At 67.5% G+C, this 20,682-nt stretch carries 25 protein-coding genes and 1 tRNA gene; 10 read left to right on the top strand and 16 right to left on the bottom strand.

The features are described 5' to 3' along the window. Positions 1-32: 32 nt before the first annotated feature. Positions 33-105: transfer RNA gene (locus ACVXZ4_RS01550), tRNA-Arg, on the bottom strand. A gap of 170 nt (positions 106-275) precedes the next feature. Between ACVXZ4_RS01550 and ACVXZ4_RS01545 the strand changes: the two genes are divergently transcribed. Beyond that, positions 276-770, top strand: coding sequence for a hypothetical protein (locus ACVXZ4_RS01545; RefSeq protein ID WP_461796500.1), 495 nt, complete (start codon positions 276-278; stop codon positions 768-770). 24 nt (positions 771-794) lie between these two features. Here the strand turns inward: ACVXZ4_RS01545 and ACVXZ4_RS01540 are convergent, their stop codons facing one another. The 5 genes from ACVXZ4_RS01540 to ACVXZ4_RS01520 are packed head-to-tail and all read right to left on the bottom strand — an operon-like array spanning position 795 to position 2,962. After that, positions 795-1,400, bottom strand: coding sequence for a hypothetical protein (locus tag ACVXZ4_RS01540; RefSeq protein ID WP_461796499.1), 606 nt, complete (start codon positions 1,398-1,400; stop codon positions 795-797). After that, positions 1,397-1,978 (bottom strand): DUF6286 domain-containing protein, encoded by a 582-nt coding sequence (locus ACVXZ4_RS01535; RefSeq protein WP_461796498.1) that lies wholly within the window; start codon positions 1,976-1,978, stop codon positions 1,397-1,399. The genes ACVXZ4_RS01540 and ACVXZ4_RS01535 overlap by 4 nt, the downstream gene beginning before the upstream one ends. Beyond that, entirely contained in the window at positions 1,975-2,343 is a 369-nt protein-coding gene (locus ACVXZ4_RS01530) for a hypothetical protein (protein WP_461796497.1), read from the bottom strand. Before ACVXZ4_RS01530 ends, ACVXZ4_RS01535 begins: the two co-directional genes overlap by 4 nt. Further along, a complete protein-coding gene (locus ACVXZ4_RS01525) occupies positions 2,340-2,531 on the bottom strand; it encodes a DUF2273 domain-containing protein (protein WP_461796496.1) in 192 nt (63 codons plus the stop codon). The genes ACVXZ4_RS01530 and ACVXZ4_RS01525 overlap by 4 nt, the downstream gene beginning before the upstream one ends. Next, the gene (locus ACVXZ4_RS01520) at positions 2,528-2,962 is read right to left on the bottom strand and encodes an Asp23/Gls24 family envelope stress response protein (RefSeq protein ID WP_461796495.1); all 435 of its coding nucleotides are present in this window, start codon (positions 2,960-2,962) and stop codon (positions 2,528-2,530) included. Before ACVXZ4_RS01520 ends, ACVXZ4_RS01525 begins: the two co-directional genes overlap by 4 nt. A gap of 136 nt (positions 2,963-3,098) precedes the next feature. Between ACVXZ4_RS01520 and ACVXZ4_RS01515 the strand changes: the two genes are divergently transcribed. The 6 genes from ACVXZ4_RS01515 (at position 3,099) to ACVXZ4_RS01490 (ending at position 6,996) form a co-directional block, all read left to right on the top strand. Then, positions 3,099-4,304: a low temperature requirement protein A gene (locus ACVXZ4_RS01515; protein WP_461796494.1), complete on the top strand. Its 1,206-nt coding sequence runs from the start codon at positions 3,099-3,101 to the stop codon at positions 4,302-4,304. A 122-nt stretch (positions 4,305-4,426) separates the two neighbouring features. Beyond that, on the top strand, positions 4,427-4,843 hold the full coding sequence (locus ACVXZ4_RS01510) for a cytochrome c oxidase subunit 4 (protein ID WP_461796493.1): 417 nt from the start codon (positions 4,427-4,429) through the stop codon (positions 4,841-4,843). Positions 4,844-4,905: 62 nt separating this feature from the next. Beyond that, positions 4,906-5,283: an ArsR/SmtB family transcription factor gene (locus ACVXZ4_RS01505; protein ID WP_461796492.1), complete on the top strand. Its 378-nt coding sequence runs from the start codon at positions 4,906-4,908 to the stop codon at positions 5,281-5,283. 7 nt (positions 5,284-5,290) lie between these two features. Beyond that, complete coding sequence (locus tag ACVXZ4_RS01500) at positions 5,291-5,617, top strand: hypothetical protein (RefSeq protein WP_461796491.1); 327 nt, start codon at positions 5,291-5,293, stop codon at positions 5,615-5,617. Continuing rightward, a complete protein-coding gene (locus ACVXZ4_RS01495; protein ID WP_461796490.1) occupies positions 5,617-5,931 on the top strand; it encodes a hypothetical protein in 315 nt (104 codons plus the stop codon). Before ACVXZ4_RS01500 ends, ACVXZ4_RS01495 begins: the two co-directional genes overlap by 1 nt. Positions 5,932-6,063: 132 nt before the next feature. Further along, on the top strand, positions 6,064-6,996 hold the full coding sequence (locus tag ACVXZ4_RS01490) for a LysR family transcriptional regulator (protein ID WP_461796489.1): 933 nt from the start codon (positions 6,064-6,066) through the stop codon (positions 6,994-6,996). Between the two features lie 19 nt (positions 6,997-7,015). Here ACVXZ4_RS01490 and ACVXZ4_RS01485 read toward each other — a convergent pair whose 3' ends face one another. Next, complete coding sequence (locus ACVXZ4_RS01485) at positions 7,016-8,551, bottom strand: FAD-binding oxidoreductase (protein ID WP_461796488.1); 1,536 nt, start codon at positions 8,549-8,551, stop codon at positions 7,016-7,018. An 87-nt stretch (positions 8,552-8,638) separates the two neighbouring features. Between ACVXZ4_RS01485 and ACVXZ4_RS01480 the strand changes: the two genes are divergently transcribed. Both ACVXZ4_RS01480 and ACVXZ4_RS01475 read left to right on the top strand, forming a co-directional pair. Further along, positions 8,639-9,280 (top strand): TetR/AcrR family transcriptional regulator, encoded by a 642-nt coding sequence (locus ACVXZ4_RS01480; RefSeq protein ID WP_461796487.1) that lies wholly within the window; start codon positions 8,639-8,641, stop codon positions 9,278-9,280. Between the two features lie 154 nt (positions 9,281-9,434). Further along, complete coding sequence (locus tag ACVXZ4_RS01475) at positions 9,435-10,826, top strand: FAD-binding oxidoreductase (protein ID WP_461796486.1); 1,392 nt, start codon at positions 9,435-9,437, stop codon at positions 10,824-10,826. A gap of 29 nt (positions 10,827-10,855) precedes the next feature. Here ACVXZ4_RS01475 and ACVXZ4_RS01470 read toward each other — a convergent pair whose 3' ends face one another. The 9 genes from ACVXZ4_RS01470 to ACVXZ4_RS01430 form a co-directional block, all read right to left on the bottom strand. After that, a complete protein-coding gene (locus ACVXZ4_RS01470) occupies positions 10,856-11,539 on the bottom strand; it encodes an EthD domain-containing protein (RefSeq protein WP_461796485.1) in 684 nt (227 codons plus the stop codon). After that, entirely contained in the window at positions 11,536-12,276 is a 741-nt protein-coding gene (locus tag ACVXZ4_RS01465; RefSeq protein WP_461798036.1) for an SDR family NAD(P)-dependent oxidoreductase, read from the bottom strand. The genes ACVXZ4_RS01470 and ACVXZ4_RS01465 overlap by 4 nt, the downstream gene beginning before the upstream one ends. Positions 12,277-12,301: 25 nt before the next feature. Then, positions 12,302-13,558 (bottom strand): MFS transporter, encoded by a 1,257-nt coding sequence (locus tag ACVXZ4_RS01460; RefSeq protein WP_461796484.1) that lies wholly within the window; start codon positions 13,556-13,558, stop codon positions 12,302-12,304. After that, positions 13,555-14,559 carry a fumarylacetoacetate hydrolase family protein gene (locus ACVXZ4_RS01455; protein ID WP_461796483.1) on the bottom strand — a complete coding sequence of 335 codons (1,005 nt, stop codon included), beginning with the start codon at positions 14,557-14,559 and terminating at the stop codon, positions 13,555-13,557. The genes ACVXZ4_RS01460 and ACVXZ4_RS01455 overlap by 4 nt, the downstream gene beginning before the upstream one ends. Next, on the bottom strand, positions 14,556-15,551 hold the full coding sequence (locus ACVXZ4_RS01450) for an amidohydrolase family protein (protein WP_461796482.1): 996 nt from the start codon (positions 15,549-15,551) through the stop codon (positions 14,556-14,558). The genes ACVXZ4_RS01455 and ACVXZ4_RS01450 overlap by 4 nt, the downstream gene beginning before the upstream one ends. After that, entirely contained in the window at positions 15,548-16,678 is a 1,131-nt protein-coding gene (locus ACVXZ4_RS01445; RefSeq protein WP_461796481.1) for an FAD-dependent monooxygenase, read from the bottom strand. Before ACVXZ4_RS01445 ends, ACVXZ4_RS01450 begins: the two co-directional genes overlap by 4 nt. 14 nt (positions 16,679-16,692) lie before the next feature. Further along, on the bottom strand, positions 16,693-17,682 hold the full coding sequence (locus ACVXZ4_RS01440) for a cyclase family protein (RefSeq protein WP_461796480.1): 990 nt from the start codon (positions 17,680-17,682) through the stop codon (positions 16,693-16,695). Further along, a complete protein-coding gene (locus ACVXZ4_RS01435; RefSeq protein WP_461796479.1) occupies positions 17,679-18,647 on the bottom strand; it encodes a fumarylacetoacetate hydrolase family protein in 969 nt (322 codons plus the stop codon). The genes ACVXZ4_RS01440 and ACVXZ4_RS01435 overlap by 4 nt, the downstream gene beginning before the upstream one ends. A 112-nt stretch (positions 18,648-18,759) precedes the next feature. After that, a complete protein-coding gene (locus ACVXZ4_RS01430; RefSeq protein WP_461796478.1) occupies positions 18,760-19,512 on the bottom strand; it encodes an SDR family NAD(P)-dependent oxidoreductase in 753 nt (250 codons plus the stop codon). Positions 19,513-19,649: 137 nt separating this feature from the next. Here ACVXZ4_RS01430 and ACVXZ4_RS01425 point away from each other — a divergent pair, with 137 nt between their 5' ends. Next, complete coding sequence (locus tag ACVXZ4_RS01425) at positions 19,650-20,669, top strand: VOC family protein (RefSeq protein ID WP_461796477.1); 1,020 nt, start codon at positions 19,650-19,652, stop codon at positions 20,667-20,669. Positions 20,670-20,682: the final 13 nt, after the last annotated feature.

Genomic DNA, 20,682 nt, shown 5'->3' with positions numbered 1-20,682 from the left:
ACGCCTGCCTACGATGTGGCCCGATAACTAAGTGCGCCCGGAGGGATTTGAACCCCCGACCTATTGATCCGTAGTCAATTGCTCTATCCGCTGAGCTACGGGCGCATTCGTTGGGCGTAAAACCCGACCTGACGACTATACCAGCCGATTCCTCCGCCACGATTCCCGGCGCGGATTCGAGACCGCAAGCATTCGCACAGTCCGGTGCACGAGACTTCAGCCATGCAGATCGAGACGATGTTTGTCCGGGCATGCCCGAGCCGGGATCGCCGACCATGACCGCGGGATTCTCGATCGGTCTTGCCGCGATCTGCGTACTCATCGTGATGGCGAGGTTCGCGCTACCGCAATTGCCGCTTGCCCAGGCGGGCGTACGACTCCGCATCGCGGAGGTGGCACTCCTCGTCGTGGGTGTCCTCGGCCTCACGTTTCACTGTACGGCGATGTTCTCTCGCCAGCTTCTCGTCGGGATCCCCGCCGTGCGACCCCTCGTCGGTGCGGTCAACGGCATGGGAGCCGCCAGCGTCGCGCTCTATGTCGTGCCCGCGATACTGCTGCTCATCGGTCTTCGTCGCCAGCACTGGATCGCACTGGCCGTGATGACACTTGCCTTGATCGCAGTGGGTCTCACCATGTACCTCGGCAGCCCCCTCCGCCTGCACCTCGCCTCCATCTTTTTAGCGGTGGTGGTGCTTGTCGGCATTCTCTCGGTGCTGACCAAGGGGCCCTGGCAGAGGAAAGATGCGGGAGCCACTGCACCGCCGGCATGAGGTCACGGCCAGCGGCGCAGCACGCTACTGGAGCCGCGTGGTCGAACTCCGGCGAGCGCGGAATCCGCCGCTCACCTGCACCGAGGCGAGCACCGGATGACCGAGCAGCTGTTCGAGCGAGTCGAGCGCAGTCTCCACCGTGTCGACGACGTCCCGGGGGGAAACGCCGCGGCGGGCCGTCGCCGATACCTTGAGCACCGGAGTGCGGCGCACCAGGTACGTGGAGACGTGGGACGAGACGAGCTCGGGATGCCCGTCGAGGGCGTCCTGCATGAGCTGCTCCGCGACCTTCGAGTCCACGATGGTCGAGCCGTCGCCCGTCGCGGCATCGTCGATGAGACGCCCCGTGTGGCCGTGGCCCTGCCGGAAGATGAAGACCACGAGCAGGATCACGATCACCAGGAGGGCCGCGAGAACGGCGACCCACCACCAGTCGACCGTGGTGCCACTGAGCGGAGCGGAGCCCAACCAGCCCGAGAGGGACTTGCGAACCCGCGGCGCGACATCCTTCCACGCACTGCTCACGCTGGGCACGCTACCCACGGCGACCGCCGCCGCCCCGAGTGCGAGCACCACGAGTCCGATCGCCAGGATGAGCACGCGGTTCAGTGCTCGATTGGTGTTGTTCATGCTCCGACCTTTCCGGATTGGGCGACGACTACCTTCGAGCGGATGCTGCGGCGAAGGCCGTACTCGTGCAGCTGGCGGTCGACGGCCGCTACGACGGATGCCCGGTCGACCGGCAGTCCGGAGACCGGAGTCACCCGCACCACCGCCTCCCGGTGCGAGACGCTCACACTCACACTGTCGGGGTCGACATTGCCGGCCCGGGCCGCGTGCCGGGCGAGCGCCGAAGCGATCACCTCGTTGTCGACGATGGCGGCGGTGCGGTCCGTCGCCACCACGTGACGCGCGGTGCGGCCCGGCACGAGGGCAGCGACCACCAGCACGAGCCCGATGATTGCGGCGAGCACTCCGATGGCGATCACCGTCGACGCGGGGTACCGGGGCACGTCCACGAGGAAGTCCGCGACAGCCCCGGGGCTGGCGAGGAGCGGCGGCTGCGATGCGAGCGCCAGCACGATCTCGGTGCCGGCGAGGAGGCAGGCGAGGATCACGATCACGGCGAGCACGATAGCGAGGCTGGAGCGCGGCGAATGCGTTTCACGCCGCGTGATGCGCCGATAAAGCGCGTTCGGGGAACTCATCGGACCCTATCTTCCTGCCGGATGTCGGCACTCTTCAGCCGCACCACCACTCGGGCGATACGGTAGCCGGTGAGCTCGCTCACCCCGGTGCGGATCTGCCCCTGCGCACGCGAGGCGCGCTCGAGGATGCTTCCGCCGGTGCGGGCGACCAGGTCGGCGTCACCGGTCACCCGGTCGAGGGCGACCGCGCGGATGGGGCTCTGCACGGTGAGGACGAGCTCACCCCGTTCGTCGGTCAGGTCGACACCGATGCTCGAGGCATCCACCCCGAGCGCCGCGGCGCTCACCGCGGAGGCGACTCGACCGAGGGCGCGCGAGCTGACGTTGGTGCGTCCGCGCCGTTCGGTGGTGCGGGCATCGGTCATGATGACGAGCGCTTGCCTCGGAAGACGTCGACGAGGCTGCTGAGGTCGAGCTTGCCGTCCATCACGCGACCGACGACAGCGCCGACGGCCATCGCGAATGCGACGAAGAAGAACGCCCAGAAGCCGATGACGATCCAGGTGAGGGCGAGGACCGCCCCGATCAGGATGCCGGTCTTTGTCGAGGTCACAGGACCCGCGCCTCGGCCTGGTCGTCAGCGTCGTCAGAGGGAAGGTGCACGTCGTTGACGGTCACGTTGACCTCGGTGACGTCCATGCCGACGAGCGTCTCGATCGCGCTGATGATCGCTGCGCGAACGCCCGCCGCGACAGTCTGCAGCGGCACCGGGTACTCCGCGACGATGCTCACGTCGACGGCCACCTGGGTCTCGCCCACCTCGACCTTGACACCCTGGGTGAGGTCGGTGTTGTTCATCGCCTCGCGGATGGCGCCGAGGGCTCGCGCTGCTCCACCGCCGAGTCCGTAAACTCCGCTGACGTCGCGTGCCGCGATACCGGCGACCTTGGCGATCACGGCGTCGTTGATGACGGTCTTGCCGGTGCTCGTGGCGGTGGTGACCGAGGGGGTTGTGGCGGTCTGGGGGCTGGTCATGTTGGCCATGGGTCTGACTCCTCTTGATGTGAAAGCCCGGAGCGCGGATGGCATTCGGACTGTTTCGATGTATTCATAGAGGAGACGTTGGTCGAGGTCGATTCGTCACGGCGAATCGCGAAATTGTTTTGAGCGGAGCACGCCGATGGGCCAGACCCTTATTTCTCGACTTCCCTCGCTCCGGGTCGGGCGCACGCCGGACCAGTCCCAATCGGTGACGCCGCTCGAGCTCTTCTACGACCTCGTCTATATCTTCGCGGTGGGTCAGCTCTCGCATCACCTGCTCACCCATCTGGACTGGAAGGGCGCCGCGGAGACCGGCATCCTGCTCGTCGGGGTCTTTGCGGTCTGGGCGTTCACGAGTTGGGCCTGCAGTCTTCTCGATACGTCCCGGCTACCCGTGCGCGCATTCGTGATCGTGACGCTCTTTCTCGGCATGATCCTGAACACCTCGCTCGACGACGCCTTCGGGGATCGTGGCTGGCTGTTCGTCACCATCTATCTCGCCTGCCAGGTGTCGCGAAGCATCTTCATCGTGTTCGCGGGCGTCGACGGCATCATGCAGGACCATTTCTTCCGGATGCTCGGCTGGGCGGTGGTCTCGTCGCCGCTGTGGATCATCGGTGCGGTGGTCGACGGGCCGTCACGCCTGCTGCTCTGGGGCATCGCCGCGGTGATCGATGTCGTGGCGACCCTTCTGTCCCACCCCGGGATCCGCCGCCGCACAGAGACCAGGAACTACGAGTTCGCCGGGGAGTACCTGCTCGAGAGGTGCCGGCTGTTTTTCCTCATCGCGCTCGGGGAGACCGTGATCACCTCGGCGACCGTCTTCACGCAGACCTCTCTCGACGGGCTCACACTGCTCGCGCTGTTGGTTGCGATCACCGGAACTACGGCGATCTGGTGGAGCTACTTCGTGCGCTCGGAAGAGGAGGCCCTCGACGTGCTGGAGGAGACTGATGACGAAGCACAGATCGGGCGGAAAGCGATCTACGCGATCGCGGTCATGCTGGCCGGCCTTGTGCTCGTCGCCGTCGGCGATGAGTTGAGCATCTCGCACCCGGATGGAAAGCCCTCCGTCGCGGCCAGCATCATGCTGTTCGGCGGACCCGCGCTCTATGTGCTCGCCCAGGCGGTCTTCCAGAAGCGCACGAAGGGTCGCGCGGTCGCATCCCGCCCCATCGCCCTGATCGCATTCGTTATCGGAGGCGTCGTGTCGCTCTTGTTGCCGACGCTCGCCGCGGCGACCCTCGCCACGGTGATCATGGTCGGCGTCGCCGTGCACGACAGCCTGATCGAGGCTCGGGAGAAGTCCGATCGAACGGCGCGTCGGGACGCCTCCCGGGAGTAAGGGGGAGGGATCCCGTTCACGTCGTCTGTGATGCGAGGGTCTCCGAGAAGCCCCGAAAGGGTATCAATCTGCACGCTTTGCGATATGATCAATTTATAAATTCATTTAGCAAAGGATGAGACATGCGCACCGTCAGCAGGCTGATGTGGCTTCTGGGAGCGAGTTTCGTCACCGTCGACGGGGTCTACCTCGTCTGGAGCCTCCGAGCGGAAAACTTCGAGCTCATCGGCCTGATCACCATCGGGCTCTCCGGTGTTCTCTGCCTGCTGCTCGCCTTCTACTTCGGGCAGGTCGTGAAATCCGCCGGGGCCAATGCCTGGGCCGAAGACCGCCAGGATGCCGAGATCGACGACGGGGATCCGGAGGTCGGCTTCTTCAGCCCCTGGAGCTGGTGGCCCGTGCTGCTCGGTGCGGCCAGCTCCCTCGTCGTGGTCGGACTCGCGATCAGCGCCTGGATCGTGCTCATCGCCGTACCGCTGCTCGTGATCTGCATCATCGGCTGGGTGTACGAGTACTACCGGGGCAACTTCGCACGATGACCTTCGACGAGCGCGCGATCGCGCGGCTTGATGACACTGTCAACTCATGGAATCGTGAGGGCATGTCTGAATACACCGATGCCCATCGTCCCCTCTACGAGGTGAAGGCCAACCTGTTCAAGGGCCTCGCCCACCCGGTGAGGGTGCGGGTGCTGGAAGTCCTCGCCGGGGGCGATGACGTGTCGGTGGCGGATCTCCTCGCCGACACGGGCCTCGAGGCATCCCACCTGTCCCAGCACCTGTCGGTGCTTCGTCGCCACAATCTCGTCGTCGCCGAGCGACGGGCCAGCCAGGTCTTCTACCGGCTGGCCTACCCGAAGGTCGCCGACCTGCTCTCCATCTCGCGGGCGCTGCTGGTCGAGATCCTGCAGACGACCCAGCAACAGCTGGCATCGACGGTGAGCATGTCCGATTTCTCCGAAGACGACCGGCCACGATAGGAGCCCCATGCAACTCCAGCTACTGATAGACCGGATGATCGACCAGGCACTCGAGCTCGATCCGGCCGGCTCGTACAGCATCCTGATCGGCAATTCCCCGGCGACGGAGCTGGACTGGCCGACGGGCAAGAAGGTCTACCGCTGGTGCCCTGTCGTGCAGACGCGTCTCGTGCCCAACTACAGCGTGGTGCTCGCCCCCTCGCCCGACAATCTCCGCAACAGCAACCTGATCGAGTTTCACGGCCGCATCCTCAACGGGGATGTCACGCGGTACACGATCCGCCAGGTCGATCCCGCGTCGAGCGACGACACCGCTCTGCCGACGGCGCCATAGTGACGGTCACCGGGCACAATCCGACCCGGCACCTGATCGACGCGATGATCGACCGGGCCCACGACGACAACGGGCTGGCCGGCTACATCATCGTCATCGGTCATGCTCCCCTCACCAGTCGCGCGAGTGAGGATCTGGCCTGGTTGCAGGGGCACAAGACCTATCGCCGACTCCCCGTCGCCTACAGCAGCTCCATCCCCTGGGAGGCAGTGCTGCTCTCGCCGGCCGCCGACAACTACCAGGTCGGCGAAGTCATCGAGTATCGCGGCCTGATCGATTCCGGCCGGATCACCAGCAACACGATCTACCTCTAGACGGTCGCGTTCTGAGGTGTGCTCCGCGCGCTTCTTGTCAGCATCGGGGCCCGTCCCGTAGCGTCGGAACGCGAGCGCGCCGCCGTCGGGTGCTCCCTGCCCCAGCCCGTCCCGACCACTCGAACGGATTCGATGACGAACCCCAGCCTCGCCCGGCTCGACCTCAACCTGCTGGTCTCGCTCGACGCGCTGCTCACTGAGCGGAGCGTCACCCACGCCGCGACCCGCCTCGGCCTGAGTCAGCCCGCGTTGAGCGCCTCGCTCTCCCGTTTGCGCATCCACTTTAACGACGAGATCCTCACCCGGCAGGGCAACACCTACCAGCTCACGCCGCTCGCCACCCGGCTGGCGGACCAGACCGCGATCGCGCTCGATTCCGCGCGGCGGGTGTTCTCCACCCAGGCCGAATGGGACCCCGCCGAATCCACGCGTGAATTCACCATCTACGGCTCGGACTACAGCTTCGCCACCATCGGACACGTCGTCACCGCCCTCGCCCGCGAGCGTGCGCCGCAGGTGCGGTTCCGATTCGTGCAACACACCCCGCCGATCATCGAGGACGCCGTCAATCAGTTGCGCTCTGCCGACGGCCTCATGATGCCCCACGGTTTTCTCACCGACCTGCCTTTCGTCGACATCGGCACCGACGAATGGGTGGTGATCGCCTCGGCCTCGAACGAGGCTGTCGGCGACGTGCTGACGATGGAGGATGTCGCGGCGCTGCCGTGGGTCTTCACCTACCAGTCGCGCGCGGCCTTCACTCCCGCGGCCCGGCAGATGCAGCAGCTCGGTGTCGAGGCCCGTGTCGAGTGCGTGGTCGAGGGATTCCTCGCGCTGCCCTTCTTCATCGCGGGCACGCAGCGCCTCGGGCTTCTGCAGTCCCGGCTGGCCCACTATGCCGGGCTCGACCCGGACATCCGCGTGCTCGCCCCGCCCTTCACCGCCACGCCGATCTCGGAGGCCTTCTGGTGGCATCCGATGCACCGTCGCGACCCGGAGCACGCCTGGATGCGCGAGCTCTTCGCCGAGGCTGGCCGTTCCCTGGCCGGGACCGCCTCCCGCTGACGCCGACCGACCCTCTCGCCTACGCGGCCGGCCAGATCCCCTGCTTGCCCGGCGACAGGATGCCGTCGGGATCGAGCGCAGTCTTGATGCGACGCGCGAGCCGGAGGGCCGCATGGTCGTTGAAGGAATACTGTTCCGCTGCGACATCCATGTGGGCGACGTGCGCGCGATAGAGTCCGAAGCCCTCCGAGCCCGCTGCAGTGATGAGGGACGACACCAGCTCGCCGATCACCGACCGTTGGGCGTCGTCGCTGCGGTCGAAGGTGATGAGGCTGATCGCGATGATGTGCCGCGGCCACAGCATGAATCCGGCCGCGTAGTCGAGGCCCACCGCTTCGACCCGGGGGCCGACGATGCGGCGCACCGCGTCGGCGGCCTCACCGGTCGGGCGACAGACGAAGCCGACGTCGGCGTGGGCCGGTTCACCGCCGCGCCAGGCGACCATGCCGATCGCCTCGTTGCTCGGGATTCCGAGCTGGGTGCGATCCTGCGGGGCGACATCCGCGGGGTCGACGTCGCCCGGGTACTCGTCGAAGATCATCGTGGCGCCCGGGATGCCGGCGATGGCCTCCTCGATCTCGCCTCGGCGCGCGTTGAGCATGCCTGGCGTGCCGTACACGCCGAACTGCGCATTCCAACGACCGAGACCGAACTCCTGCATCATCGCCGTGAGCGCGTCGTCCGGCATCAGGCCGGGTCCGTCGTAGAAGCGTTCGCGGGTCGTGGCCGCCGAGCCGGCGATCAGCCCGTTGCCGATGACCGCATTGCTCTGGATGACGCCGGCCAGCATCAGCGGACGCAGCGTGTCTATCAGCTGGGCCAGTTGGTCGTCCCGCGGTACGGACACCGAGCAGGAGGCCGCGCGCTCGGGTCGTGGCCGCAGCCAGATGCCCATCTTGGTGACGATGCCGAGGTTGGACTGGTAGAAGAGACCGTCAAATCCCGGGCCGAAGGCGCCGCGGTAGTTGCCCCAGGTGTCGCCGCCCGGCAGCCCGCCCATGCCGGTGCGCACGACGTCGCCGTCGGCCAGCACCACCTCCATGCCGCACTGCATCGCCTGGTGCTCGGAGTTGGTGGTGTAGCTGAAGCCGCGCTCGAGGGTGTTGCCGACGAGGCTGCCCCACGAGAGGTCCGGCACCGAGACGGCGAGACCCGATCCGGTCGCGCGCAGGTGAGCGTCGAGGGCCTGGAACGAGACCCCGGGTTCGACGATCGCAACCCCGGATTCCTCGTCGACGGAGATCACGGCGTCCATTCGGCCGAGGTCGCAGATGACCGAGCCGGGCACTCGCGCCTCCGCGCCGCCGTAGGCGAAGTTGCGCCCGCGGGAGACCGTCCAGAGCGGCAGGCGGTGTTCTCGAGCGATCGCAACGACACGACGCACCTCTTGCACAGTGGATGGCCGCACGACCCCCGCGGGCCGGATGCGCTCGTCGAATGCGAAGGGGTCCAGATACTCCTCCAGACGCGGGGAGTCGGGACCGAGCACGTTGTCACCCCCGAGGGCGGAGACGAATTCGGAGAGCCAGTCGACAGCGGTGTCAGCGAGAGTCATGTCGAGATCCTGTCGCCCCCATCGCATTAAGTCAACACCTGTCAATTTTTTATGGACGACTGTTCAGAATGTTGCTAGGCTGCGAGCGTGATCGACACCGAGGTCAGCCCGCGCCGCGCCCAGCGCCAGGAGCATCCTTCCAAAGGGGATCGCCGCGAGCGCGCGCTGCTCGAAGCCGCCGGGCGTCTGCTGCAGGCGGGCACCTTCGGCGATGTGTCGGTCGCCGGCATAGCGAGCGAGGCCGGCATCTCCCGTGCGAGCTTCTACTTCTACTTCGCCTCGAAGCAGGCTCTCCTCGCCAGCCTCCTCGACGAGGCCGTGCAGCACTTCAACGCGCGGATCATCAGCGTCGTGGCCAGCGATCGGTTCGATTCACCGGCCGATGCCGTGCGCTCCACTGTCGAAGCGGCAGGTGAGCTCTGGTGGGACCACCGCACGGTGCTGTGCGCGAGCGTCGAACTCGGCTCGGCGATGCCGGAGGTCTACGAGCGCACTATGGCGAATCTCTCCGTCGTCGGCGCCCCCACCGTCGCCCTGCTCCAGCGCTATGGAACCGTGCCAGAAGCACGCGACACCGTCGCCGCAGAAGGACTCGTCTCGGTGCTGATGCTGATGTCGGAGCGCAGCTACTTCGACCTGATGCGGGGCGATCCCACCCCCGCGGCGCGTGACGCCCTGACCGAGCGCCTTGTCACGGTGTGGCTGCGCGCGTTCGGGCTGGACACCTGATGCGAGGGGGATTCTGATGCGAGCCGGCCACATCAACGGCGTCACGGTCTGGCACCGCGTGGTCTGCACCCTCAAACGACGCGGCTGAATTTCCGCACCCGGCAGCACCGTGCCCGCTCAGCCCACCCATCCACTTCACGGTCATTGGAGACCCATGCTTCAGAACACCCTGTTCGACCCTGCAGCCCTGCAGGCCACCGTCACCGGCCGCGTCGTCGTGCCGTCCGACTCCGACTACGACGAGATCCGCGCCGGCTTCAACGGAATGATCGACAAGCGGCCGCTCGCGATCCTCCGGGTTCGGAACGACGCGGATGTCGCGGCCGGCATCCGGATCGCCCGCGAATTCGACCTCCCGCTCGCCATCCGCGCCGGCGGTCACTCCGCCCCCGGCTTCGGCAGCGTCGACGACGGCCTCGTCATCGACTGCCGCGAGCTGCAGCACGTCGAGATCGACGACGAGAGGAAGACCATCACCTGCGGAAGCGGCCTCACCTGGAAGGAGTTCGACGCCGTCACGGGCGAGCACGGACTCGCCGTCACCGGAGGGCGCATCTCCGGCACCGGCGTCGCGGGCCTGACGATCGGCAGCGGCAGCGGCTGGCTCGAGCGCGCCATGGGCCTCACTTCGGACAGCCTCATCGGCGTGCGCGTCGTCACCGCGGAGGGCGCGATCGTCGACTCCGACGACGACCCGGACCTCCTCTGGGCGCTGCGTGGCGGCGGCGGGAACTTCGGTGTGGTCACCGAATTCCGCTTCCAGCTCAGGCCGCTCGGGCCGATTGTGCTCGCCGGGCAGCGGTTCTACCCGCTCGAACGCGGGCGGGAGGTGCTCGCCGCCTATCGGGACATCATGATGGCCGCGCCGAAGGAACTCTGTGGCGGACTCGCCTTCATCACGGCACCGCCTGCTCCCTTCGTGCCGGAGGAGTATCGCGGGAAGGTAGTCGCGGCGACCATCGTGCTGTGGGCCGGCGACCAGGCCGACGCGGCCAGGGGGCTCGCGCCCCTCGAGGCGCTCGGCACCCCCATCGTCGACCTCGTGCGACCCATGCCGTACGCCGAGCTTCAGCAGATCACCGACAAGGGCGCCCCGGCCGGCAAGCGCGACTATTTCAAGGGCGGGTTCATGACCGAGCTCTCCGACGCGGCGATCGATGACATCGTGGGCATCGCCGAGACCGTGACCGAGCCGCTCACGCAGATCATCTGCGCCCCGCTCGGGCACCATACCCAGTACGCGGTGGCCGACGAGTCGCACTCGGCCATCGGTCACCGCAACGAGGAGTGGTCGTTCCAGGTGCTGTCGCTCTGGTCCGATGCGAAGGACGACGCCCAGCAGAAGGCGTGGACGAAGGGTGCGGCCGAGGTGATGTCCTCCTACAGCTCGATGGTGTCCTACCCGAACTTCCTGTCCGCCGACGAGGTGGCTGATGTCGAGACCGCGTACTCCCCCGCGGTCTACCGCCGGCTTCGGATGGTGAAGGACCGGTACGACCCGCAGAACGTGTTCCGCATCAACAACAACATCGCCCCGAGCGCCTAAAAGAACTGAGGCTCCGCTGACGCGGAGCCTCAGTTCTTCGCGAAGACGACCACCTCGCGGGTGAGCAGAGTCGTCATCATCGCGGGGTCGGAATCCGGCGCGAGCACGAAGTCCCTTGCGGCATCCAGGGCACCCGCGGAGGTGTCGAAGCGGAGGCTGACGACGCCGGCGGGTTCGGGCATCCCGGCGCCGCCGAAGTACCTCAACAATTCCTCGCCCTCCGGCTTGCGCTCGTGGAAGGTGACCGCGGTCGCGCCGATCGGCAGGGGCCGATCACGAACCGCGCGCCAAGAGGCCAGGAACGCCTCGTGCCGGATGCCCTCGGCCGCGTAGAGGAACGTGAAGGTCTTCGTTTCGGCGGTGCCACCTCCGGAGCCGACATCGTCGGTGAGCACCGCGATGGCGCTCGGCAAGTCGGAGAAATTGCGCCCGTCGGGACCGACCACCTCGCGGGTGTAGTCGGCGCCCATTGTTGCCCCGAGCTGCGGCATCCCCTCGAAGCGAAGCTCGATCACGGCATCGCGATCGTTGATCGTGCGCGAGAACTGCGCGGTGTCACCGGTGATCGAGTCCACGACATAGTTCTGCACGTAGCCGCTCAGCTGCAGCGGATTGCGCGTCGCGATCTCGCCGTGCACATCGTGGAGGTAGGCGAAGAACTGCTCGCGGCTGAGGCCGGGGCGACGACGGATGGCGGACATCAGGGTGATCATGAAACTCCTCCGGGTAGTACAGCCGACCAACCACCATCGACCATGAGGTTGGCGCCGGTTACATACGACGCATCGTCGCTTGCAAGGAAGAGAGCGCAGGTCGCGACCTCCTCCGGCCGACCGATGCGCCCCAAGGGGATGGCGCGAGCGATGTCACGCATGGACGAATCGGCGGCGAGCAGATCGCCCTCGGTCGCCGGGGTGCGGATCATCCCGGGGCTCACGCAGTTCACCCGTACCCCGTGCGGGGCTCCCTCGGCGGCAAGCTGGTTCGTCATCGCGATCACCCCGCCTTTCGTCGCGGTGTGCGCGATGCGGGTGTTCGTGACCGACCCGGAAACCCCGGCGGTGGAGCCGACGAGGATGACGCTGCCGCGTGCCGCTACCAGGTGCGGCCACGCGTGTTTCACCGGCAGGAAGACGATGTCGAGCTCGTGCCGCAGCACCCACGACCAGTCCTCGAAGCTCGTCTCGGCCACCGGCGAGAACCGGGTAGCGCCGGCATTCGCATAGAGGATGTCGATGCCGCCATGTTCGGCGATCACGCGCACGATGAGATCGCGCACCTGCGCGTCGTCGGTGAGGTCGACCGGCGCGACCCCCGACATCCGCGCGCCCGCGAGCCGAGCGGTCTCGGCATTGCCGATCGCGTCGAGATCGCACCCGACCACTGTGGCTCCCTCGGCGGCGAACAGGACCGCGGCGGCGCGCCCCTGCCCGCCCGCGGTGCCGGTGATGACCGCGACCTTTCCGGCGAGCCGCTCAGGCAGCCTGCACCACCAGGGCCGGTTGGGGCTGGCGTGCGAAGACGACGACCACGACGATCGCCAGCACGATGCTCACCGCTCCGACGAGGCCGATCGCGACCGCGAGGCTCCCGGCGGCGCCCGTGAGGGCAAGGACAATGAGCGGGCAGAGGAACTCTCCGAAGAAGATGGCTCCGGTCCAGAGCCCGGTGCCGCGACCGCGCTGTTCGTAATCGAGGCGGGAGATCGCCCAGGTGAGCAGGGTAGGCAGCAGGAGTCCCGTTCCGAAGCTGGTGACGACCGCGCCGATGATCGCGACGACGGGCGACGGCGAGACTGCGACGATTCCCATGCCGAGTGCAGCGAGCACGAGCGCCGTCGGCAGCAGTACCTCGACGCCGAAGCGGGCGACCCAGCGGAAGACGAACGCGCTGATCGCGGTGGCGAGGGAGGCGATTGCCGCCGCCGCCCCGATGAACGCGGTGGAGGCGACACCCAGGCTTGCGAGCACGTAGGGCAGCTCCACGATCATCGTGTAGAAGATGATGCCACCGAAGACGGTGACGATCGTGGGCAGCAGGAGCGCACGCCACCGGATCGGCTCGAGTCGCGTCACCGCCTTCTCGGAGCCGTCCGCGGTCTGGCGCGACGGCCAGATGGCGAAGATCATGGCGATGGCCACGACGAGACTCACCGAGTAGAGCCAGAACGGGGTGCGCCATCCGCTCGCGCCGAGCGCGCCGCCGACCGCGAAGAACACCGTCGCAGCGAGAGCGGTGACGAGCGCCTGGAGGCCGAGGTAGCGATTGCGCCGGTTGCCACTGAAGTAGTCGGCGATGAGCGTCGTGCAGCAGGTCATGATGAAGGCCTCGGTGATGCCGACCCCGACGCGACTGAGCACGATCGGCACGAGGCCGTCGAGCCAGAGCGGCGCCGTTCCGAACACTGCGTAGACGAGCAGCGCGACGATCAGCACTCGCTTGCGACCGACCTTGTCGACGATCGCCCCGGCGAATGGCGCGAGGATAGCGATCATCAACGCGGGAATGGTGAGCACGAGGGGCACGAGTGCCGCGGCTCCGGGCGTCGATGCGAACTCCTTCGACAGGATCGGCAGGATCGGCGCGAGCAGCACCGCGCCGAGGATCGGGAGACAACTGCCGATGAGCAGCAGGGTGGCCTGGAGCTTTCCGGCGGCCCGGCCGGTGGCCGGGTTGACGGCCGCCTCATTGCGGAACGCCTGGGGGGAAGCCGTGGCGAGATCATTCGTCATTGAATTACTACCTTCTCTTCGGGTGGTGACTGGTGTGCCCGGCGTCGTGCGCGATCGCGCACCCTGGCCGGGCGGATGGACGGAACCGGCACGGCGGCTCCGACGGTGTTGCGGATCTCGCCGATGCCTTCGACCCGCATCACTACCTCATCGCCGGCGGCGAGCGGTCGCGGGGTGAGGGTGCCGCTGCGTCCCCAGAGCTCGGCGAGGCATCCGCCATTTCCGGCCGTGCCCGACCCGAGCACGTCGCCGGGAACCACACGGGAGTTGCGCGAAGCGTAGGCCACGAGGTCGCCGAACGGCCAGCCCATGTTGGACAGCAGGTCGGTGCCGATCGGCACTCCGTTCACCTCGACTTCCAGGACGAGCGGGAGGAAGCCGTCGGCATCCACGAGGGGGGCGAACTCGTCGGCCGTGACGATCCAGGGGCCGAGGGTGGTCGCAAAGTCCTTGCCCTTCGCCGGCCCAAGGCGCACCTTCATCTCGCGGCCCTGGACGTCGCGCGCGGACCAGTCATTGAAGATCGTGTACCCGAAGATGTGCTCCGCCGCGCTCTCGGGGTCGAGGGACCGGCCGTCACTGCCCGCGACCGCCCCGATCACCGCACCGACCTCGAGCTCGAAGTCCAGGCGCTCCGTCGCGGGGGGTTCGACCGTGTCGTTCGTGGCGATCACGGAGTGCGGATTGGTGAAGTAGAAGGTGGGGTATTCGTACCACTCCGGCACGACCTCGCTCTTCCCATCGATGCTCGCCGTCACCCCCTCGACGTGCTCTTCGAAGGCGACGAAGTCACGGATGCTCGCCACCTCGAGCGGCGCGAGAAGGGTCACCTGCGCCAGCGGCGTCGTCGGGCCGTCGTGCCTCTCGGCGAGCGCGAGTGCCGCGGGCAGCCCCATCCGCAACAGGTCGCGCACCGTGATGCCGTCGAGCGCCTGCACGCCGGCGTCGGTGACGATCCCCTCCTCGAGGTGCCCGTTTCGCAGCCAGCGCGCGATCCTCATGCGAACAACCGCTCGGCGTTGCCCCGAAGGATGGCGTCGACCTCGGCGGGGGTGAGTCCCGCCGCCTCGACCCGCTCCACCGGGTCGGCGACGCCCATGTCGAACGGGAAATCCGAGCCGAGCACCACGCGGTCGGATCCCACTGCCGCGACGAGCGCGCGCAGGGCCTCGGGCGTGTGCACGAGCGAGTCGAAGCTGATGCGGGAGAGGTAGCTCGAAGGCACGTTCGCGCACTCATGGGCCTCCGGGCGCACGGTCCAGGCGTGGTCGGATCGGCCGATGAAAGTGGGGAGGTATCCGCCGCCGTGGGCGGCGACGATCCTGAGCTGCGGGTGCCGGTCCAGCACCCCCGAGAAGATGAGATGCGAGAGGGCGACGGCGTTCTCCGCCGGCTGGCCGACCGTGTTCGAGAGGTAGTAGACGTTGAGACGCTCATCGAGCGAGCATCCGAAGGGGTGAAGGAAGATGACGGCGCCGAGCTGTTCGGCCCGCGTCCAGAACGGCTCGAGGCGCTCATCCGACAGCTCGACGTCCCCGGCGAACGACGAGATCTCGACTCCCGCCAGGCCATTGCCGATCATCGCATCCTCGAGGGCCGCGACCACCAGGTCGGGATGCTGCAATGGGACGAGCCCGAGACCGCGAAGGCGGTCGGGGGCTTCGGCGACGAGCTGCGAGACGGCCCGGTTCGCCTCCCGCGCGATCCACGCCGCGAGCTCGGCATCCGCCCAGGGGTAGTAGTGCGAGGGGGATGGCGAGACGACCTGCTGGTCTACGCCGGCCGCATCCATGTCGGCCAGACGACGCGCGAGCACCGTCAGCTGCTCGATTCGGGCGCCGATCATGGCCCCGGATGCCCGGGTCGAGGGAGTGCCCTGGCGCCTCAGGTCCAGCGCCTGCGCGGCGGCGAACCCCGCGGGCTGCCGAGCCTGCACCGCGGCCTGGAGCCCCGGAAGCAGCACGTGGGCGTGCACGTCGATCGCTCCCGTCATGCGGGCACGCTCACCATCGCGGCGATCCCGTTCATCAGGCCGGGGATGTCGCCATCACGGTTGTTCTCGAGCAGCCAGGTCACAAGCTGGGTCGACGCTTTCACGACGGCGGTCGCGCGCTCCACCCGACGTTCGTGGAAGGGAGCCCAGACGTGTCCGAGAGTAGTCGTCGAGAGGAGGAGCTCGCTGAGCACGGCGGCATCCTCGAGCGCCTGCGCAGCACCCTGCGCGATGGTGGGTGGGCAGCTGTGGGCCGCGTCACCGATGAGCACGACCGGCCCTCTGTTCCAGGCGCCATCGACGACATGCTCGGTGAACCAGGTGTAGTTGACCCTGGACGATGTCGTGAGGTTCGCCCGCACATCGTCCCAGGGACCGTGGTAGGCGGAGGCGAGTTCCTTCATGATGGCGACGCCTTCTTCTGGCGTCACTCCTGAGCGGTCCTGCTCACGCTCGACGATGTACGCATACATCGAATCCTCACCGGTCGGGCAGTATCCGGCGATGAGCGACGGTCCGCCGTAGAAGAGATCGGTGTGGGTGACCGATGCCGGGCGGTCGACGAAGGCCCGCCAGATACCCGCGCCGATGTGCCGAGGCTGGAGCGCGATCCCCATCAGCGAGCGAACACCGGAGTGAATCCCATCCGCGCCGATCAGTAGATCGTAGTGGCCGCCGTCTGCCCCGTCGAGCGTCACGGTCACGCCATCGGACGAAGCCTCGAACGCGGTGACTTTCGCACCGAACTGCACGTTCGCGCCAACCGCGGTCGCGCGGTCGATGAGAATACGGGCGAGGTCGGGACGATACATCCCGGCGGTCGCTGGCAGGTCAGGGCCGCCGGTGCGCTGATCCGGAAACTCGGCGATCAGAGTGGCGGCGGGGTCCGGTGCACGCAGGCCCAGCATGTCGAAGGAGTACGACTGCCGCCGCACGGCATCCCACACCCCCAGCTGCCGCAGCACCCTCAGTGCGTTTCCCTGCAGGGTGATGCCAGACCCGAGAGCACTCAGGCTCGGCTTCTCCTCGAAGACGTCTACGTCGACGCCGGACTCGGCAAGGATGATCGCCGCCGCCGCGCCGGCGAAACCGCCGCCCGCGATGGCTACGCGCTGCACTGCGCTCATGGTGTTGCTCGTTTCTACTTGATAGCCAAAGGGTTGACGGGGGATCCGACGGCACCGGTGATCGGCAGCGGCGGAGCAGTCAGGAAGAAGTCGTAGCGGCCGTCGGTGGCGCAATCCTCGGCGAGCGCGTCGAGATCCCACATCTCGCCGATCGTGAGGCCGAGGTTGGGGATCACCACCTGGTGCAGAGGCTGGAAGGCATCGTCGAACTCGTTCGGCCGCACCTCGAAGCCCCAGGTGTCGGTCGCGATCGCGGCGATCTCGGTGTCGTGCAGCCAGCCGACCGTCGTGAAGGAGAGCCCGGCGGATGGCCCGCCCGCGTAGCCGTTCCAGCCCTCGCGACGAGCGCGGCTGAGTCGGCCGGTGCGCACAAGCACGATGTCGCCTCGGCCGACCGTCGACGACGTACCCTGGGCCGCAATGCAGCCGACGAGCTCCTCGGTCGTGATCGCGTAGGCATCCGGAAGCTCCCCGTCGTCACGCAGGAAGCGGCCGATATCGAGCAGCACACCGCGCCCGACGAGGTGCGGAGCCATGTGCTCGATGCCCGTCACGAGGTCGCCCTCGCTGGTGACTACGTCGCCGCTCGGCCGTCCGTTCCACGCCCTGCCGTGGTCGAAGATATGACCGAGGCCGTCCCACTGGGTCGAGCACTGCAGCGGCATCGCGATCACGTCATCCGCACCGCCGATGCCGTGCGGGAAGCCCTGATTGCCGCGCTCGGCATCCACCCCGGTATCGAGCATCGTGTGCACCGGGTTGGTGCGTCGACGCCAGCCGAGCTGGGGTCCGTTCATGTCGAAACTCTGGGAGAGCGAGAAGCTCACGCCACGCTGCACGAGGCGAGCGGCCTCGAGCCGCTTGGCCTCGTCGATGAAATTGACCGTGCCGAGCACGTCGTCCTCGCCCCACCTGCCCCAGTTCCCGTAGAGGGCGACGGCGCGGGCGACCGCACCTTCCGGGTCGGCCCTATCGAGGGAGTCGACGGTGATCGCGTCGGTCACCGTGTCACCTCGGCGACGCACCGCACTGTCTGGGAGCCGAGACCCGTGATCGAGCCGACCATCACATCCCCGTCCGTCAGGAAGCGGCCGATGGCCTGGCCGTTGCCGGCGGGGCTTCCCGTGAGCAGGAGGTCCCCGGGATAGAGGCGGGTGGTGTGGGATGCGGCGGAGACCAGGGCGTCGATGCCGAACAGCAGGTCGTTGGTGAGCGCATCCTGCATCGTCTCGCCATTCAGCGTCAGGGTGATGCGCAGATTCTCCGGGTCGTCGACGAAGGCGGCCGGCACCAGCTCCGGCCCGGTGGGAAGGAAGCCTGGAGCGTTCTTGCCGCGGAACCAATCGGTGCCGATCTCCGGCATGTCCCGGCGGAAGATGAGGTCCCGCGTGCTGATGTCGTTCACGATCGTGTAGCCGGCGATGTGCCTGCGCGCGTCGGCCGGGCTGACCTGGAACGCCTCGGCGCCGATCACGACGGTCAGTTCCAGCTCCCAGTCGTGGCGGTCGCTATAGGCGGGCAGTACGAGGTCGACGTTGTCGCCGACGACGACGGTCGGCAGCCCGATGAAGAAGTAGGGGATTCCTGAGCTCGCCCGCGTGTCCATCATGAGCGCGATCTCCGCTCGCGCTTCATCCTCGGAGCGCGGATCGCTCTCCGGCCGGTGGGACATCGCGAGTTCGATCACATGCGTACGGTAGTTGGCTCCGGCCTGGATCACCTGGCGTGGTTCGACCGGCGCCACGAGGGTGACGCTCGAGGCGTCCAGCCAGCCGTCGCTGGCCTCGGCGAGCGCGACCAGACGGGCGAAGCTCGCCTCCCAGACGGCGAGGAGTTCGTTGATCGTCTCGGCGAGCGGCAGGATCCGGCCATCGACCAGGAGTCCGGCCACCGGGGGGCTGTCGACGGTGCGAAAGCGCACGAGCGAGAACGGCACCGCTCGGATGCCTGCTGCAGAAAGTTCGGGCACGGTTCGTGTCTCCATTCGCCGCCGCACTCGTCGGTGAGCGGGGTGCGTCTACTCTCGCCCGACGAGGGGTATCAGAGAAGATGAACTTGTTTATGTTGCGGATAACCGCGATCTATATCTCGCGCAGTGCGTCGGAGATCGCCTTTCCCCCGCCATGGCCGGTGAGTCCTCCATCGACCGGGATCTCCGCCCCGGTGATGAAACGCGCGCCGTCACCGAGCAGGAAGGCCACGAGCGGAGCGACGTCATCCACCGATCCCACCCGCCCGAGCGGAGTCGCCGCGATGTTCGCCGCCCGGAAGGCGGGTGAGGCGCTCGCCGTCATCGGTGTCTCGATGTAGCCGGGGTTCACCAGGTTGACGCGGATGCCGAGCGGGCCGAGTTCCATCGCCGCCGTCTTCGTCACCCCGCGAAGCGCCCACTTGCTCGCGCCGTACGCGACGGCGTAGTGGGCCGTCACCGCGGCCGCGGATCCGACGTTCACGATCGACCCTCCCGCCGTCATGAGGGGGGCGAGATGGCGGATGCCGAGGGTCGCGCCGGTCACATTGACCGCGAAGACTCGCGCGAGATCCTGCGCCTCGATGTCGAGGATCCTCGCGCGCCAGGTGATCCCGGCGTTATTCACGAGACCGTGCACGATGCCGTACCGCTGCGCGATGCCGCCGGCGAGCTCCCGCCAGGACGCATCGCTCGAGACATCGAGGATGCGGCGATCGAGGTCCGCGTCCAGCGGCCCGTCGTCCGGCAAGGCAAGGTCCGCAGCGACGACGGTCGCCCCGAGGGAGGCGAGCAGGGTGGCTTCGGCTGCGCCCTGCCCGCGCGCGGCGCCGGTGACGACGATGACGAGTCCTTCGAGGTTCATGGCGTCACTCTAGCCACAGCATCGGGCATAGGTGTCGCTTATACCCTGCATCAACAGTTTCGTCTTGCCTGATACCCCAGGGCTGCCCGACAGTGGAAGCTCCGGCGAACGACCGCCCCCTCACCGAAGGATCAACGATGATCAAGCTGCTCTCCCATCTCGCCCACATCGAGATCACCGCCCCCGACCTCGAGGCATCTGTGAAGTTCTATGAGGAACAGGTCGGGCTTCGTGTCTTCGGCCGCGAGGGCGGCAAGGTCTACCTCCGCGCCTGGGGCGACTACTACGACTACAGCGTCGTGCTCTCCGAGGGGGCTCAGCCGGCCCTCGCGGTCATGGCCTGGCGCACGTCGAGTGACGAGGCGCTGGATGAGGCGGCGAAGCGCATCGAGGCGGCGGGCATCACCGGCGTCTGGACCGACCGCAACTTCCACCGCGGGCGCTCCTACACCTTCGTCGGCCCGTTCGGCCACACCATGGAGCTCTACTGGGAGGTCGAGCGTTTCCACGGCGAGGGCGAGTTCGCCTCGATCTTCCCCGACCGGCCGGAGCGCCGCAGCCGTCATGCCGTCGCGCCGCGCCAGCTCGATCACCTCACCGTGGCCGCCCCCGACGTGCGGGCGTTCTGCGAGTGGTACAACGACATCCTCGGATTCCGGATCATGGCGTACACGACTCTGGATGAGGCACCACTGACCGTCTTCGGCGTGCTCACCACCAATGAGAAGTCCCACGACCTCGGGGTGGTGTTCGACGGGTCGTCGACGGCCGGTCGCATCAACCACTTCGCCTTCTGGGTCGACACTCGGGAAGACCTCCTGCAGGCGGCGGATGTGCTCATGGAGAACGGCGTGGACATCGAGTACGGGCCATCCATCCATGGCATCGGCGAGCAGAACTTCCTTTACTTCCGCGACCCCAGCACGATGCGCATCGAGGTGAACACCGGCGGCTACCGCAACTACGTGCCCGACTGGACTCCCAACGAGTGGACGCCCGCGAGCGGATCGAACAGCATCTACCGCAACGGGGCCATGCCGATGTCGATGACGGAGTCGTTCCCGCCCGCCGATGCCCCCACCGCGACGGAGGAAGGGATCCACCCCGACACCGCCGAGCAGCTGCTCAATCCCTACGCGAAGCAGGGGCGCGGCTAGGTCGCGCTTCCCC

Source organism: Lacisediminihabitans sp. FW035 (genome assembly GCF_054880895.1).
The sequence above is the reverse complement of the archived record's forward strand: the minus strand, read 5'-3'. Positions and strand labels throughout refer to the sequence as shown.

Bases quoted from the DNA above. Each gene is read 5' to 3' on its own strand.
- ACVXZ4_RS01540 (WP_461796499.1), bottom strand. From the start codon at position 1,400: ATGAACAACACCAATCGAGCACTGAACCGCGTGCTCATCCTGGCGATC.
- ACVXZ4_RS01460 (WP_461796484.1), bottom strand. From the start codon at position 13,558: ATGACGAATGATCTCGCCACGGCTTCCCCCCAGGCGTTCCGCAATGAG.
- ACVXZ4_RS01520 (WP_461796495.1), bottom strand. From the start codon at position 2,962: ATGGCCAACATGACCAGCCCCCAGACCGCCACAACCCCCTCGGTCACC.
- ACVXZ4_RS01490 (WP_461796489.1), top strand. From the start codon at position 6,064: ATGACGAACCCCAGCCTCGCCCGGCTCGACCTCAACCTGCTGGTCTCG.
- ACVXZ4_RS01485 (WP_461796488.1), bottom strand. From the start codon at position 8,551: ATGACTCTCGCTGACACCGCTGTCGACTGGCTCTCCGAATTCGTCTCC.
- ACVXZ4_RS01510 (WP_461796493.1), top strand. From the start codon at position 4,427: ATGCGCACCGTCAGCAGGCTGATGTGGCTTCTGGGAGCGAGTTTCGTC.
- ACVXZ4_RS01450 (WP_461796482.1), bottom strand. From the start codon at position 15,551: ATGACGGGAGCGATCGACGTGCACGCCCACGTGCTGCTTCCGGGGCTC.
- ACVXZ4_RS01535 (WP_461796498.1), bottom strand. From the start codon at position 1,978: ATGAGTTCCCCGAACGCGCTTTATCGGCGCATCACGCGGCGTGAAACG.
- ACVXZ4_RS01475 (WP_461796486.1), top strand. From the start codon at position 9,435: ATGCTTCAGAACACCCTGTTCGACCCTGCAGCCCTGCAGGCCACCGTC.
- ACVXZ4_RS01455 (WP_461796483.1), bottom strand. From the start codon at position 14,559: ATGAGGATCGCGCGCTGGCTGCGAAACGGGCACCTCGAGGAGGGGATC.
- ACVXZ4_RS01500 (WP_461796491.1), top strand. From the start codon at position 5,291: ATGCAACTCCAGCTACTGATAGACCGGATGATCGACCAGGCACTCGAG.
- ACVXZ4_RS01445 (WP_461796481.1), bottom strand. From the start codon at position 16,678: ATGAGCGCAGTGCAGCGCGTAGCCATCGCGGGCGGCGGTTTCGCCGGC.
- ACVXZ4_RS01545 (WP_461796500.1), top strand. From the start codon at position 276: ATGACCGCGGGATTCTCGATCGGTCTTGCCGCGATCTGCGTACTCATC.
- ACVXZ4_RS01515 (WP_461796494.1), top strand. From the start codon at position 3,099: ATGGGCCAGACCCTTATTTCTCGACTTCCCTCGCTCCGGGTCGGGCGC.
- ACVXZ4_RS01430 (WP_461796478.1), bottom strand. From the start codon at position 19,512: ATGAACCTCGAAGGACTCGTCATCGTCGTCACCGGCGCCGCGCGCGGG.
- ACVXZ4_RS01530 (WP_461796497.1), bottom strand. From the start codon at position 2,343: ATGACCGATGCCCGCACCACCGAACGGCGCGGACGCACCAACGTCAGC.
- ACVXZ4_RS01505 (WP_461796492.1), top strand. From the start codon at position 4,906: ATGTCTGAATACACCGATGCCCATCGTCCCCTCTACGAGGTGAAGGCC.
- ACVXZ4_RS01470 (WP_461796485.1), bottom strand. From the start codon at position 11,539: ATGATCACCCTGATGTCCGCCATCCGTCGTCGCCCCGGCCTCAGCCGC.
- ACVXZ4_RS01425 (WP_461796477.1), top strand. From the start codon at position 19,650: ATGATCAAGCTGCTCTCCCATCTCGCCCACATCGAGATCACCGCCCCC.